11 protein-coding genes are annotated in these 14494 nt (G+C 66.6%); 6 read left to right on the top strand and 5 right to left on the bottom strand.

What is annotated here, in order from left to right; genetic code table 11:
- Positions 1 to 437: 437 nt before the first annotated feature.
- Positions 438 to 782, top strand: coding sequence for a hypothetical protein (locus O7624_RS27005; RefSeq protein ID WP_282237787.1), 345 nt, complete (start codon positions 438 to 440; stop codon positions 780 to 782).
- A 125-nt stretch (positions 783 to 907) separates the two neighbouring features.
- The gene (locus tag O7624_RS27000; RefSeq protein WP_282237786.1) at positions 908 to 3313 is read left to right on the top strand and encodes a hypothetical protein; all 2406 of its coding nucleotides are present in this window, start codon (positions 908 to 910) and stop codon (positions 3311 to 3313) included.
- Positions 3314 to 3413: 100 nt separating this feature from the next.
- Here O7624_RS27000 and O7624_RS26995 read toward each other — a convergent pair whose 3' ends face one another.
- On the bottom strand, positions 3414 to 4262 hold the full coding sequence (locus O7624_RS26995; protein ID WP_282240772.1) for an ATP-grasp domain-containing protein: 849 nt from the start codon (positions 4260 to 4262) through the stop codon (positions 3414 to 3416).
- A 175-nt stretch (positions 4263 to 4437) separates the two neighbouring features.
- On the opposite strand from O7624_RS26995, the gene O7624_RS26990 reads away from it, so the two are divergent.
- Positions 4438 to 4872 (top strand): hypothetical protein, encoded by a 435-nt coding sequence (locus tag O7624_RS26990; protein WP_282237785.1) that lies wholly within the window; start codon positions 4438 to 4440, stop codon positions 4870 to 4872.
- A 708-nt stretch (positions 4873 to 5580) separates the two neighbouring features.
- Here the strand turns inward: O7624_RS26990 and O7624_RS26985 are convergent.
- Positions 5581 to 6831: a hypothetical protein gene (locus O7624_RS26985; protein WP_282237784.1), complete on the bottom strand. Its 1251-nt coding sequence runs from the start codon at positions 6829 to 6831 to the stop codon at positions 5581 to 5583.
- A gap of 491 nt (positions 6832 to 7322) precedes the next feature.
- Here O7624_RS26985 and O7624_RS26980 point away from each other — a divergent pair, with 491 nt between their 5' ends.
- Complete coding sequence (locus O7624_RS26980; protein ID WP_282237783.1) at positions 7323 to 8540, top strand: alpha/beta fold hydrolase; 1218 nt, start codon at positions 7323 to 7325, stop codon at positions 8538 to 8540.
- Positions 8541 to 8572: 32 nt separating this feature from the next.
- On the opposite strand, the gene O7624_RS26975 is transcribed toward O7624_RS26980, so the two are convergent.
- Positions 8573 to 9943, bottom strand: a complete 1371-nt coding sequence (locus O7624_RS26975) for a hypothetical protein (protein WP_282237782.1) — start codon at positions 9941 to 9943, stop codon at positions 8573 to 8575.
- A 1067-nt stretch (positions 9944 to 11010) separates the two neighbouring features.
- Between O7624_RS26975 and O7624_RS26970 the strand changes: the two genes are divergently transcribed.
- Positions 11011 to 11250, top strand: coding sequence for a hypothetical protein (locus O7624_RS26970; protein WP_282237781.1), 240 nt, complete (start codon positions 11011 to 11013; stop codon positions 11248 to 11250).
- 36 nt (positions 11251 to 11286) lie between these two features.
- Here O7624_RS26970 and O7624_RS26965 read toward each other — a convergent pair whose 3' ends face one another.
- Both O7624_RS26965 and O7624_RS26960 read right to left on the bottom strand, forming a co-directional pair.
- On the bottom strand, positions 11287 to 12846 hold the full coding sequence (locus O7624_RS26965) for a hypothetical protein (RefSeq protein WP_282237780.1): 1560 nt from the start codon (positions 12844 to 12846) through the stop codon (positions 11287 to 11289).
- Entirely contained in the window at positions 12843 to 13769 is a 927-nt protein-coding gene (locus O7624_RS26960; RefSeq protein ID WP_282237779.1) for an ABC transporter ATP-binding protein, read from the bottom strand. The genes O7624_RS26965 and O7624_RS26960 overlap by 4 nt, the downstream gene beginning before the upstream one ends.
- Before the next feature lie 90 nt (positions 13770 to 13859).
- Here O7624_RS26960 and O7624_RS26955 point away from each other — a divergent pair, with 90 nt between their 5' ends.
- Positions 13860 to 14438 carry a TetR/AcrR family transcriptional regulator gene (locus O7624_RS26955; RefSeq protein WP_080648942.1) on the top strand — a complete coding sequence of 193 codons (579 nt, stop codon included), beginning with the start codon at positions 13860 to 13862 and terminating at the stop codon, positions 14436 to 14438.
- Positions 14439 to 14494: the final 56 nt, after the last annotated feature.

The following is a 14494-nucleotide window of genomic DNA, read 5'->3' as shown; positions in this document are numbered from 1 at the left end:
CAGCTCTGGGTACGGGAGAAGGTCGAGGCATCCGGCTACTGCGCGATCCGGCTGATGCTTGCTTCCGGCGGTCCACTCGGACAGCATGGCGAGGCTCCCGGTCGGGGCTTCGAGTCTTGGTCGACAGCTGTCCTACCTGGAGCCTCGCGCCCATCGAATCACCAGGCCTACCGCACCTACCCTGAGATGCAAGATCAGCCTCGAATAGGCTCAATGTTCGTTACGGCAAGATCCGGCGCTCGGGCCCTCTCAAGGCTGTACCTGCTGGGACCACCTGTATGGTGCGGCCAGCTCTTGGACCGCGCCGTTCAAGCTGTATGCGTTGCTACACGGCGGGTTGTCGCTTAAGCACGGTAGCCGTCAGACTGGTGGAGAGCAAGGACATGGACGCACCTTGGATGTGGGGCGGGTCGGCGTGTCCTAGATGGAGGGCCTAAGTGCTCAAGCGACTTGTGTGGACAGTGGCGGTTGTGGCGGCCGTTGCAATGGCCGTGTTCTTCGTTCTCGTTGGTTTGGACACGTCAGACAAGGTGGCCGGCCCGATCTCGGCGATGAGCGGCGTCTTGGCGCTGGCTGCAGGGCTGGTAGCGACCAGTAAGGCAAGTCGGCGCAGGACCATAACCGTAAAAGGCACCGGGAAAGTCGGGGGCGGAAAGTACCGAGCGATCACAGGGCTCGACGCCCCTGCCGAACATCTGAAGGACACTGACCTCGTAGTAGAGGAAACCGGCGATATTGACGGTGGTGGCGGCGAAGGAATCACTGGAGCGAGGCTTTCATGAGCATGTCCCCATCTACGCCGCGTGATCCGGGTCCTCTGCTGGGGAACCGATCGAAGCTGAACGTGAGCAGGACGGGGAACGTAAGCAACGCCCTTGTTGGCATAACGGGGCTCATGGTTGGGGATGTGGCCATCGGTCGCCGCAGTTATAGGGCACAGCGTCTCTTGAGAGAAGCGGTAGACGACCGGCGACTTGCTCAGTTGTCTCCGAGTCAGCTGCTCGCAGCGCGATACAGGGTTGTCGGGTTTGTCGACCGTGATGCGGAGACGGATGTTCTTCAGCAATGGGTCGATTCTTCACCTCAATTCTCCGTGCTGCTCGTCAGTGGATTAGGCGGTCAGGGTAAGACTCGGTTGGCATCGCATTTCGTCGACCATATCGCGGGGACGGGCAGGTGGCAGGCGGCGGAAATCGCTCATGAGAGCAGCCTGGCAGGAGCAGGGGACGACGTTATGGCCTCGCCGTACAGTGCCTTTGGCCCCGACGCGAAGCCACCAGACGGCTTCCTCTTCCTCATCGATTATGCTGACCGCTGGCCTGCAACTGATCTCCGAGGGGCTCTTGCGGACATCATTGCAAGGGCCGAGACGAAAGCGCGCGTGCTTCTGGTCGCGAGGTCGACCGAGTGGTGGAGAACTCTTGCTCACGAGTTGCATGAGAACGGAGTGGCGACACAAACCATCCAGCTGATGCCGCTGGCATCAACGCCCTGCCGGCGCGACGAGCTCTTCCAGACGACCGCGCGGAGATTTGCTGACATCCTCAAAGTGCGGATTCCGAGGGATGAGCTCACCCCACCGGCAGGGTGGGGTGACGAACCACAATCGGTGCTGACGATCCACATGTCCGCACTCGCGTCGGTCGTCGCAGCCCGTGACAACTCACAACTGCCCTCGAATGACCATGCCATCTCCGCGTACCTTATCGACAGGGAGTATGCGCACTGGGAAAAGTTACACGCGAACGGCAAGGTATCGAGTCCGGCCCCGGTGATGGCGCGGATGGCCTACCTGGCCACCTTGATCTCCGGCGTCACGTACGCCGTGGGGCAACGGATTCTTCAACGAGTGGGCATTGCGGCCGATGCCGAACGAGCCTCCGTGTTGTTGGATGATTATCTGGTGTGCTACCCGTCCATGGACGGCCACACCGTACTGGAACCGCTGCGTCCAGATCGGCTCGGTGAGGACTTCGTCGCCTTGAGCATCGCGGGGCACCCGATCACGGATAGCGCGGCACAGCCGTGGGCCGCCGGAATCCGTGACCAACTGCTAAGCCCAGGATTGGACGCAGGGCCCGACATCACCCGCCTCCAAGGCAGGGCCATCGCTATGCATGTGGAGGCAGCACGTCGCTGGGAGCACGTAACACGCACCTGGTTGGCTCCGGTGCTTCGTCAACGTCCGGAGTTGGCCGTAGCAGCCGGAAGCCTCGCGCTCACCGGTCTGATTGGCCTGTTGGGTAGTGACCCGGCCGTACTACTGGCCGTAGAGGCGTCGATCCCGGAACATCCTGACCTGGAGCTCGATCCTCCGGCTGCCGCGCTGATGGAGTACCTGACTCCACACGCTCTGACAGGCGCTCATGCCCCAATAACGGCAGCGGACTGGAATGCCCGACTCGGGAGGCGACTGACGGGCGCCGGCAGGCGGCAGGATGCCCTGCCTCCGACGCGCACCGCCAAGGACATCTACCAAGGCCTGCTTGCCGTCGACGACCATCGGGAGGTGCAACTCAAGCTCGCACGAACTTTGGTCAATATGAGCTACCTCGAATCCGAGTTCGGCGACCGCGAAGCCGCGCTTGAATACACCGAACGAGCTGAGGGTATCTGGCGTCGGCTCGACAGCGGAACACCCCGCGACCGTTATGGCCTCGCTGGGGCGCTCGATCATCTTGCGGTGCGGCTGACCGAAGTCGGCAGGCACGACGCAGCAGTGAACAAGGCGCGCGAGAGCGTAGACATTCTTCGCCTGCTGGCCGGCGGTGAGCAGGGCAGGAGGTTCTACGGCGGCTTGGCGCGGGCACTGCGGAACTTCGCCCTCGCGATATCAAACTCAGGCGAAAGTCCATCGAAAGCCGTCGAGATCGGCGCGGAATCGGCAGCTATCTACCGTGCGTTGGCGGTCGACGTACCCAACCGCTACCTCAGTGACCTTGCCATCACCCTCTATCTCCACTCCATCTGGCTCGCGGACACGGAGGACTTCGAGCAGGCAGCGACAATCAGCGGAGAAGCAGTGACCATCTACCAGAAACTCGCGCGGAACAACCCGCTGGCGTACGAGCGAGACTTGGTGGCAGCGCTCAACAACAACAGTATTCGGTTGTACGAGGCCGGGCGACGCTTGGAGGCGCTACAAGCCGAGGCGGATGTGATGGCACTGAGGAGAAGACTGGGGGAGGCAGCGCCTTCGGCAGCTGGTATTGCCGAGGCCTTGGATGATCTTGTTCAATTACAACGTGCACTGAACCAAAGAGAGCGGGTTGCCAGAAGACCCCTCGGTGGGTTCGTCAACGCGCACGTATGATGGCTCTTCGAAGTTGAGCGGGGTTCGTGGCTGGAGTCGACCCGAGCGTGAAGGGCTCGCAGCTCATCGGTGATGCCTCGCCGTGGTACACATACGACAGTCAGCTGGTGCCGGCGAGCAGCGCGGTGATCATTGTGCTGGGTTCGGTGGTGGTTGGGCGGTCGCTGACTTGGCCGTCGCCGGTCTCGATGATCCGCCAGAGTCCGTCGGAGCGTAGGGCGAGGTCGACCGTGATGAATGGCAGGCCGAGTGCGGCGATGAGCGGTGTGACCGCGTCCAGGTCCACGTTGTGGGGCGGGACGTCGTTCGGGGTGTCCGGATGCGCGCTGACCAGGGCGCAGACGCCGTTGACCCACCAGGTACGCGCCTCGGCGGAGGTGAACCGCTCATAGCGGCGTAGGACGAACCCGCCGACGAAGTCGTCTTCACGCAGGTGCCGCAGGCGGCTTGCCACCTTCCAGGCCGTCTCGCTGTCGGCGAGGTCGGGGATGAACGCCGCCTCGTGCCAGTGGTGCTTCATCGACTTGGTGTAGTCGCGTAGGACGGCCGGGCCGTTGCCCAGCTCGACGCGCACCCGATCGAACTCGGCGCGCAGGTCGCCCGTGGTCCACACCGACGTGGGGGTGTGTGCCGCCAGCGCGGCGTACCAGCCGGGCAGTTCGTGGGCCCGCCGGTACTGCTCGGGCGAGGTTCGCAGTTTCACGCCGCGTCGGGACAGCGCCTCGGCGAAGGCTGCGTACTGTTCGCTGCGCAGCATCCAGCCGCGGTAGACCGCCTCACCGCCGGCGGGCACCAACGCCACCGCCTGATCCACACGCCCCGGCCTGGTCAGCGCGTCGTGATCGACCACCGCCACGTCAAGTCCGGCCTCACGAGCAGCCACCGCCTCCGCCTTGAAGTGCTCGTCGGGACGACGCGGTCGCAATGGATCCGCAGGAACCAGCAGCATCACACCCCGCATCGTGCCCGACCCGGCCAGCAACCTCCACGCCATATTCCAGCCGCAGCGCGATACACGGGGAGCGGCAGAAGCGTGCATGACCTCTGCCGGCTCACCGGCACTACTGGATGATCGACAAGAGAGTCGTCGGGCGGCCGCGTACGTGGTGGAATTCCGTATGCGGATGAGCGAGGTGCTGACAGAGCTCGTCAGCCGAGACGCGCGCGGCGAGGAAATTATCACGGGAACAGAGGAGATCGAACGATGGACGGCGTGGACCCGGCTCGACTACGACGCCTTCCTGGATGGTCTGGCCATGGAACTGGCCACCCTCTATGACCAGGGACGATTGCCGTTTGGGACGTGCGACGAGATTGTCAACTGGTTTCATGCTCACCACACGGCCACCTTCGAAACAGCGCTACCCCAGGTGTTTCTTGACGTGTTCGAGGCGTTCGACGAAGGCGAGTATTACCAAGGCGGCGATCCTTCGGAGGATCCGGAGAAGGCCTACACCCGCCCGATGATCAAAGAAGTACTGGCACGTGGCGATACACGAAAGTTCAGCTCAGCACCGAACAGTGACGCCTCCTATGCCGCACCGGATCATCGCGCATGATCTCCTGCCCGCTCATCGGCATGAGCGTGCGCCGGTGATGGCAGTCCCGAACCGCATCGTGCAGGCACCGCACGTGAACGGTTCGTGGGCGAAGCCGCTCGACCAACACCCTCCCGCGCCGGTCACCGGCGGCTGCGGTTCATCGCGTAGCCGGCACCGACCTGGTCCAGACCCGATGGAAACCCCGGCGACGAGCCGGGAGCCCGGCTCGTGCCGGCCCAAACCCAACCCGCACGGTCTTCAACCGCACCCTGTCAAGTGCCCTCCACTACCCGGCGCCCGGGACAGGACAACCGGGCGGAGATCAGATGCCCACACCACACCACCGCCACCACTGGCCACTACCCCCACCCCATGGTGCAGCCCCCGACCCGCCAAGCCGTGAACCCACGTCAACGCCCGCCGACCACACCCGCGGCGACAGCCGCCAAGAAGATCCACACCAATGGCCACAGTGGACGGAACCCGACGACCTGCCGACGCACACCTCCGCGATGATCCAGACCAGGCGACACGCAAACGCACTGGTCAGCACGCACGAGCACAAACCGCCACTCAGACGGCACGCGAACTTTGGAGCACCAACGGAGCACCGATCTCCCACATGGTGGAAGATCGCGGCACATAGCGGGAACAGTCAAGGCCGCAACCAACGTTTTCGCTGGTCACGGCCTTGATCGCGTGGCGCGCCCGAAGGGACTCGAACCCCTAACCTTCTGATCCGTAGGGTGGATCGATGAACCGCATTCCGGGCGTTTCGGGAGCGGTGCCGGCGCGGCGCGCAGCGACGGCCCCCAGGCTGCAATAGGCCTCGATCTCGGCCGGCGTCATCGTGTCGCCAATCACGGTGTAGTGGACTGCCTCACTGGGGTGCGGGCGCTCGGCCTCGACGTCCCAGATCTCCCACGACGTCAGTCCGTGCACCGGCTGGTCGAAGGTGACGATGTACTTGCCCGAGACCGTCTGCATCAGCGGGCTCACGACCAGTTGTGCCCAGTCGTTCGGGCGGACCGTGGTCGCGACTGTCTTCGTTCGGCTTCCCGACCACTGCCATGTCGTGCCGAATTCCGCGGTGACCGACGACTCGATCGCCGCTGCGCCGGGAACTCCTGCGGTGGCGGTGACCGAGACGGAGAGCCCCATCGAGATACTGCCGCCGACGGTCCTGTTCCAGGAGAGCTCGAGGGACGAGTCGCTGTTTGAGCAGTTCGCCAGCCGGTCCTGGTATTCATATTCGCCCGGTGTCTGGACGAGTTCCGATTCGACCTGGAATTCGCAGTCGTCCGGGTGCTGATCGCACCTGGTCAGCAGTTCGTCGCGCGTCGGTGCGTCTACGAAGTTCAGGGGGGAGATGCTGTAGGGGATGTCGCGATCCGGAAGCCTTTCGTCGGGAAAGGCGTGCACTTTCAGTCCACCGAACTGATTGCGGACGAGGCACTGGTTGAAGCTCTGAATCGACTGGATGCCGGTGACGTGCCTGGCGAATATGCTGGTGGTAGCGCCTCGGCAGCTGTCCAGGGATAGGCCGTTACCGCTCAACTGCACGGCCAGGGAGGCGATGGTGCTGTATCCCGTGTAGTTCTTCCCGCTGAACGCGATGGCGCCGATGTACCGGGAATTCCCGCCGGCGGCCCTGGCCGCGTCACCTGCGGCGTTGACCGTGGCTCGGTAGCCCTCGGTGAGACCGGCACTGGTCGTCGGGCCGTTGGTGATCATGCCCGCGCCGCCGGTAGTTGCCACCTCGATCGCCGTCCGCAGGGAGGCGTAGCATTCCGTCGTTCGAGGGGTCTGGCTGTAGGTGAAGCCGAACACCACACAATGCGGGGTGGCGGCTGAAGGGCTCGATGGCGCGGCGGCCGCCGCCGGCGCACCCGTCGCGGTCGCCACGCCGGTGACGGCGACGGCGACTGCCGTGAGGAACGTCAATCGCCTCGACGGGGTTCCCTTGATTCTGGACAACTACTCCTCCTTTGATCTCCTTGAAGATCGACCATTGAAGTGTCGTGGATTCGGAGCCCGCAGTCCTGAGGGACGTCTGAGGAAACTCGGTGGATGTTTGAGTTGCCCTGGATGTGGGCGCCCTCGACGTCGAGAGCCGCGCCGAGCCGGATCGTCCGCCACACGCCGGCAAGGCTCGAGGACACGAGGACCAGGCCGATACCAACGCGCCGGGCCCGATCCGTGGGATGGACCCACACCGGGCGCCGTAGGGTTGCCATCTCCCGCATGCACGCCAACGGTGCCGCGAATCGGGCAACGGAAGTCCAGCAGGATTCGGCTCGCAGCCTGGAGAGCGGGATCAACGGAAGCGTGAATCGCTCCCCGACCCGGCTACCGGCGCCGGCGGGCGATGGCCGCGTAGGCACTGGGCGCCACATCGGAGAGGCACCTGACGAACATCCGTCTCGTCCTATGGGCCAACCTGTCGCGAACAGTAGGCTTCGGGCATTGTGGGAGACAGCTATCGCTTCGGTGAGTACGAACTGGACTTGGACCGGCATGAGCTGGTGCACGCGGGCAGGTTGGTTCATGTGGAGCCGCGGGCCCTCTATCTCCTGTGCCATCTGGTCCGGCACCGGGACCGGGTGGTGACGAAGAACGAACTGCTGGACGAGGTGTGGGGCGACCGATTCGTCAGCGAGGCCGCCCTCACGACCGGGTTGAGGACAGCGCGCCTGGCCGTCGGGGACAGTGGCAGCCGGCAGCAGATGATCCGAACCGTACATCGGCGCGGCTACCAGTTCGTCAGCCCGACCACGCCGGCGGGCTCGCCGTCGGCGAGCGAAACCCGCCAGGCCTCCGGCAGCTGGCCGGGCCGACCGGTCAGCATAGACCGGCAGACGATCCGGTTCTGCAACGCGGAGGACGGCACCCGGATCGCATACGCGGCGATCGGGTCGGGGCAGCCCCTGCTCAAGGCGGCCAACTGGATGACTCACCTCGACCTCGAGCGGACCACTCCGTTGTGGTCGCATTGGCTCGACGGGCTCGCCCGTAACCGACGGCTGATTCGTTATGACGAGCGGGGTTGCGGCCTGTCCGACTGGGACGTGCCGAGCTTCACCTTCGAAGACTGGGTCGACGATCTGGAGACCGTGGCCGACGCGATGGGCCTTGATCAGTTTCCGTTGCTGGGCGTATCGCAGGGCGGCGCGGTGGCGATCGCCTATGCCGTGCGCCATCCCGAGCGGGTCAGCCGGCTGATCCTCGCGGGCGCCTATGCACGTGGACGACAGGTCCGTGCATCGAACGACGCCGAACGCGCCGCGGCGGCACTCGATCTGGACCTGGCCCGGGTGGGGTGGATACACCAGGATCCCAGCTTCCTCCGGGTGTTCGCGTCTCAGTTCCTGCCGGACGGCAGGCCTGAGGAGTGTGAGGCCTTCATCGCCTTTCAGCGGCAGACGACCTCACCGGAGAACGGAGTTCGATTCCTCGAAGAGTTCGCTGACATCGACGTCTCCGACATCGCTCACCGGGTCGAGTGCCCGACCCTGGTCATCCATTCCCGCGACGACGCCCGGGTTCCTGCCTCGCAGGCGAGCGAGTTGGCCGCCCTCATCCCGGACAGCCAGTTGGTGTTCCTGGAGAGCCGGAACCACCTGCTGACCGCCGTTGAACCGGCTTGGGCCGAATTCCTGTTCCACATCGACAGGTTCCTGGCCTGAGCCCGGGGACCGCTCCCGGTCCCTGAGCCCGATCACTGTCGCCGGTTCGACATGGCCCTGTCGGTCGTTCGCCGGGCGTCACTCCGGGCCGGGGACCGCCGCGACGACAACAGGACCCGGACGATCATGGCCGGAGTGACCAGCGTCGCCGGACGGGCCGTCAGGTTCTGCACCTGAACCATGCGACGAGAGACCCGGACCGACGTGTGGCACGCCCGGATCACCCTGTCGAAATACCAGCCCCCGATCGTGGCACTGATGGTCCCGGCTATACCGGAGCCGCGCCCCGTGAAGGCAGGCCCGGCGGCCATCCGCCAGGGCATGTCGATGGCCTTTGCCGCTCTCCGATAGAAATCCCGCGGCAGCGCCGGGGAGGTACCGCCATGCCGTTCGATGGCCTGACCCAGCGCCTCCGCCTGAATGGCTGCCGTTGACATCCCCTGCCCGTAGATGGGGTTGACACTGCAGATGGCGTCTCCCAGAACGACGAATCCCGCTGGAGTTCGCCGCAGCCTCTCCACATGGCGGCGCTGGCTGGTCGCTAGCCCTTGCACCAGGACCGGGCCCAACGGCTCGGCCCCGGACAGTATGTCGGCGAGTACGGGTGCGGGCAGGGTGCTGGCGAACTCCTCGAACTCGTCCGGATCAGTGGGAAGCTCCTCGCCGTGCACGGCGCCGAGGGTGACTATCCATCGATCGCCCTCGACAGGCAGTGCAGTCCCTACCCGGTGATCGCCAGCCGGGTCGCCGAGAACGAAAATCGGCACGCTGTTCTCCGTGCCTGGTCGCCGGCGCATCAGCCGAGTCCCGTAGGTCACATCGATCGGGATGGCGGAAACCTCGGGCACGGGATAACCGGCCTTGGCCAGGTGGTCGAGGAATCTGGTGTTGCGGCCGGTGCATCCGACGACGAGGTCCGCCCGGTGCTCTGACTCGTCGGAGCGGACACCGACCACCCGGTCACCGTTCAGGATGAGACCGTCCACCGCCACATCGTCGACGATCGAAACATTGGACCGCTCCAGCAGTAGCTGCCTGCGGATCGCTCTCTCGAGCAGTGGCCTGCTCATCGACAGCCCAGGGCGGCCGGGATCAGGCCTCACCCAGTAGGCACCTCCCTGATGCCACAACACATCTCTGGTACGGAAAAGCACCGCTCCCTCCGCCAGAAGGTCGCCGGCGAGCCCGGGGAACCAGACGTCACTTAGTTTCTGGCCGGCGGTCAAAAGCACATGGGCGTGCCGACCCTGGGGTACGCCACGCCGCACGACCGCCTCGTCAGGCAGACGATCGCGTTCCAGGATCGTCACCCGGTCGAAGTGATCGCTCAGAACTCGTGCGGTCACCAGGCCCGCCACACTCGCTCCGATGACGATCGCCTTGTCGCCGCGACGTCTGCCCATCTTCGGTCACCCCACTCTGGCGCGTCGCGGTCGGAGAACATCGACGGGCGAACCTGAGACCGGACGGATCGCCTTGCCGCAGCCTCGCACCCCCATCAGTCGGATACTTGACGAAGTTCTGATGATTCTCCGAGGAGAACATGAGCCGCGGCAAGGGCCGCTCCGACGAGCGCCCCCAACCCCGCAGCCGTGCTCACGCCCGCCGGCGTCGCCTCACCTGTCAACGCCGGCTGAACTTTCAGGCGGAGCCGACCCTGTTCAGGGCGAGTCTCGGCGACTGCTCCCCGCGCACGCCCGCGATCGGAACACCGCATTGGGTGTCAGGAGTGGTCGCGCTCGGATGATCCTGTCGCATCGGCCCTACGCAGTGGTCGAGCGCAGCTGTACATCGCCGTCTCCGACCCGCCCGCATCTACGTTGCGGTCCTCGCCCGACGCGATGCTCCAACGGGAGATCCCCCCATCAGCGTCAACTTGTACTCGTTAGTCACCCACTGCTTGCCTTCGCAGGCTCGCCGGACAAGTTGCATGATCTCACTGGTGCGATGTCACCGCCGAGAGTTCGCTGACCTGGTGGATCGACCAGTCGTCGAACTGCCGTCTGCAGGGCGGCGCCCGGTTCCCACGATCGCAGGCTTCGATTCTGCTCTCGCGAATCACCCCTCGAACGACGAACCGGAAATGCGGGGGGTCAGGTCGGCTGATCGTCGGCGGTGCTCCACTCTCGACAATCACCTGTTGGAGCAGTTCGTGTGGCACCGCCTGCTGGGCCCTAAATGGATGCGTGTCCCTCGCCTGCGGCGAACCGCCAGCGCCGGCGGCCCGCCCACCCGGTCGCCGCGCCCACAGCCGCTGCGATCAGCCGTCGCGGCGGTTCACTTGCGCGGGCAGTTGCGCTTGTCGTGCCCGCGGTAGGACGCTGCAACTGCCCCACGTTGGGAGATTTTCACGACCGCTTGTCGTGCCCTTCTTCAGCGCACCAGGAGCAAGTGCGGGTCCTGCTCCCGCTCATCTTTGTCCTGCTACGCCTGTGGCCCACCCTCGTGTTGCCCCACAGGTGCGCCACCTGTGGGAAGCACGCTTCCCCGAACTGGTCAGCTCGCGCCGACAAGCCGCATAGTGGCCGGCCAGAGCCCGCCGATCCACCGCCGGCACGCGCAGATCGCCCTGCAGGTCGGCGGCCGGTACGGGTTCGCACTGGCCAGCGGACACGCCATCGCCGCACACGGCGTCCTCGACCGCCCCAGCGAAGACGTCGACCTGTCCGCCGACTGGCGGTCGGAGCGGGACGGGGGCCGAGCCGCGTAGTCGGAATCCACGGCGGCCGCGCTCATGCGGCGGAGGTCACCCGGCTTCGAGGTCCCGCCAGCGGTAGCGCACCGCCGACACGGCGACGAGAGCGACGGCGGCAACGGCCATGGCGAGGGCCGCGGGCCGGTGCCAGGCGTCGCGGGGAACCGCGCCGATCCAGTGCACCGGGGAGAGCTGACGCGCCCAGGACGGGAGTTTGAGCAGGTCGGCACGGAGGCAGACGACGAGGCCCCAGCCGACGGCGAGCCACGCGACGGGAACCGCTCTGGGGCTCAGCGCATGCACGGCCACGGCGGCGCCGGTCAGCAGCACGACCGCGGCGGCGTACGACAGGGTGGCGGTCAGCCCCTTGCCGAAGTAGTGGCCCTCGCCGAAGCCCGCCTGGAGGCCCAGACCGGTGGCGAGACCACCGCAGAGCAGGACCAGCATCGACCACATCGTCGCCAGCAGCGTGGTGGACGTCCACCACCGCCACCGGCTCACCATGGTGGACAGGCTGTAGCCCACCCGGCCGGCCGTCTCCTCGGCCGCCAGCCACTGCACGATCTGGATCCCGGCGGCGGCGGCGAGCAGCGCGGTCAGCTGGACGAAGATCGTCAGGGTGGCGTCGACGGTGGCGCTCTGCTCGGCCTTCGTGGCGGCGTCCAGGTGGTTGATCTGGGGGGTCAGGTATCCGAAGGCGAAGGCGAACAACGCGCTCGCCCCGACCCAGCCGGCACCGAGACCGCCGGTGAGCCGTACCAGGAGGGTGAAGGGGGAACGGACCCAGGCCGGCGCCGTGGCCGGACCCGGCCGTGGGGCGATGATGCCGGCTCCCTGGTCACGCCGGACGGCGACCGCGGCGGTGGCGGCGAACAGGCCGACGGCGAGCGCGCCGGCGGCGAGCCAGGGCCACAACGGGGGGTCGGCGGCGAACGGCCGGATCTCGGCCAGCCATGACTGCGGATTCCACCCGGTCGCGTCCCACTGCTGCGCGTCCACCGCCGCGCGGGCCAGGTAGCTGATCAGCCAGACACCCGCCGCGAGCAGGTAGGCGGTCCGGGCGGTTCGGCAGCACTGGGCGATCAGGGTGCCCACCCCGGTGAAGACGAGCATGAAGATCGCGAGCCCGCCGGCGTAGCGCCAGGACCCGCCGGGCGGGTAACCCAGCGCCGACAGCCCGATCGCGGTCATCACGGCGGTCAGTGCCGCCGCGACCGCGGCGGCGGTCACCCCGGCCGCGGCCGGTGCCAGCCGGTGGACCGGGTACGACGTGAGGATGTCGAGCCGTCCGGTGTCCTCGACGCTGCGGGTGAACCGGATCGCGAGGTGCACGCCGATCAGGGGAATCATGATCAGGGTCAGGTAGCCCATCTCGTTGACCAGGATGCCGCCCAGGGTGTGCAGGTCGTACCCCCGACCCTGCAACGCCGCGCTGCCGTTCAGCAGCTCGTACGCCCCGGCGTACCGGTCGCGGCTGGCCTGGTCGGGGTACGTGTCGTTGATGGTGGCCGCGCTCGCGACCACGAGGGCGGCCACCAGCAGGGGCCAGCCGAGGACCTGGGTGTAGCCGGTGCGCAGGCTCAGCGCCAGGCAGCGCCAGTATCCGGTCATCGCGCCGCGCTCCCGGCGACGGCGTCCGGGACGTCACTGCGGTAGTTGGTGAGGAACAGCTCGTCGAGGCTGGGCGGCTGCACCGTCAGCGAGGCCGGTTCGGCGGCGGCGACGCAGCCGACCGCCGCGGCCAGCGCCGCGGGGCCGGCGCGGAAGCTGACGTGGGTGCCGTCCGGCCGGGTCGTCACGGCGAGGTCGACGAGACCGTCGAGCTGCTCCAGGCCGGACAGCGGGTGCCTGGTCAGGGCGGTGACCCGGGTGAGGGTACGGCTGCGCAGATCGGTGAGCGTTCCGGTACGGATCACCGCACCGCGTCTGATGATGCTGACGCGGTCGCACAGGACCTCCACCTCGGAGAGGATGTGGCTGCTCAGCAGGACGGTCCGACCGCCGTCCTTGAGCTCCCGGACGCACTGTTGGAAGACCTCCTCCATCAGCGGGTCCAGCCCCGAGGTCGGCTCGTCGAACAGGAGAAGGTCGGCGTTCGTGGCGAGCGCCGCGATCAGCGCCACCTTCTGTCGGTTGCCCTTCGAGTAGGTGCGCGTGCGCTTCGTCGGGTCGAGCTCGAACCGCTCGATGAGCTCCCGCCGTCGGCGCGGGTCCGCCCCTCCGTGCAGCCGGCCGAGGACGTCGATGCAGGCCCCTCCCGTCAGGCCGGGCCACAGCGCCACGTCCCCCGGCACGTACGCCAGGTGCCGGTGGGCCGCCACCGACTGGGTCCAGCAGTCGAGACCAAAGATCTTCGCCTCACCGGCGTCCACCCGTAGCTGGCCGAGCAGGGCCCGGATGGTCGTGCTCTTGCCCGCCCCGTTCGGCCCGAGGAAGCCGTGCACCTCGCCCTCGGTGACCGTGAGGTCCAGGCCGTTCAACGCGACGGTGCCGCCGAACACCTTGCGCACACCTCGCACCGCGATCGCGTCCATACCGGCATCGTAGCAAATTCTGACAGCTACTATCACCTTGATAGTTGGTTGCTTTCTGAGTAAGAGTTTCACATCGCTACACTCAACGACATGCCGCTCAGCCTGCGTCAACGCAATCGCATGGCCGCGATCCGGGCAATCCAGGACACGGCCATGGAGCTCTTCGACTCTCGCGGGTTCCACAACGTCACCATCGACGACATCGCGCGGGAAGCGGCGGTGTCACCGTCCACCTTCTACCGCTACTTCGGCTCGAAGGAGGGGCTGTTCACCGTCGACCCGTTCGCGGCCGTCGGGGCGGACGGCTTCGACGAGGTCTTCGACCTCGACGACCTGCCCGGCACGATGACCCGCCTCGCGGCCAGCGCCGGCGACGGAGGGCCGTGGCGCGGGATGCGCTACGTGCTGGAGGAACCCGCCGTCCGGGCGGCCGTGTACGCCACGATGGACGCCATGGTCGAGCGCATCGCCGCGGCCCTGGCCGACCGCGGGCACGGGCCGGTTCCGGCCCGGGTCCTGGCGCGCACCTACATCTTCGGTGTCTACTTCAGCGCCCTCGAACAGTGGCACGACGACGGCCGCACCCGGCCCATCGGCGAGTACGCGCGAGAAGCGCTGGAGGCGATACCCACCGAGCAGCGGGCGGCCGGGCCGAGCGCCGGCCCGTGACCTGCCCGACCGGCGGGCCGTCGGGCTTGCGTGCCGGCACGCAAGCCCGACGCTGC

The sequence above is a fragment of the Verrucosispora sp. WMMD1129 genome (genome assembly GCF_029581255.1).
GTDB lineage: Bacteria > Actinomycetota > Actinomycetes > Mycobacteriales > Micromonosporaceae > Micromonospora > Micromonospora sediminimaris.
Note: the sequence above shows the minus strand (reverse complement) of the source record. Positions and strands in the feature narration are given on the sequence as shown.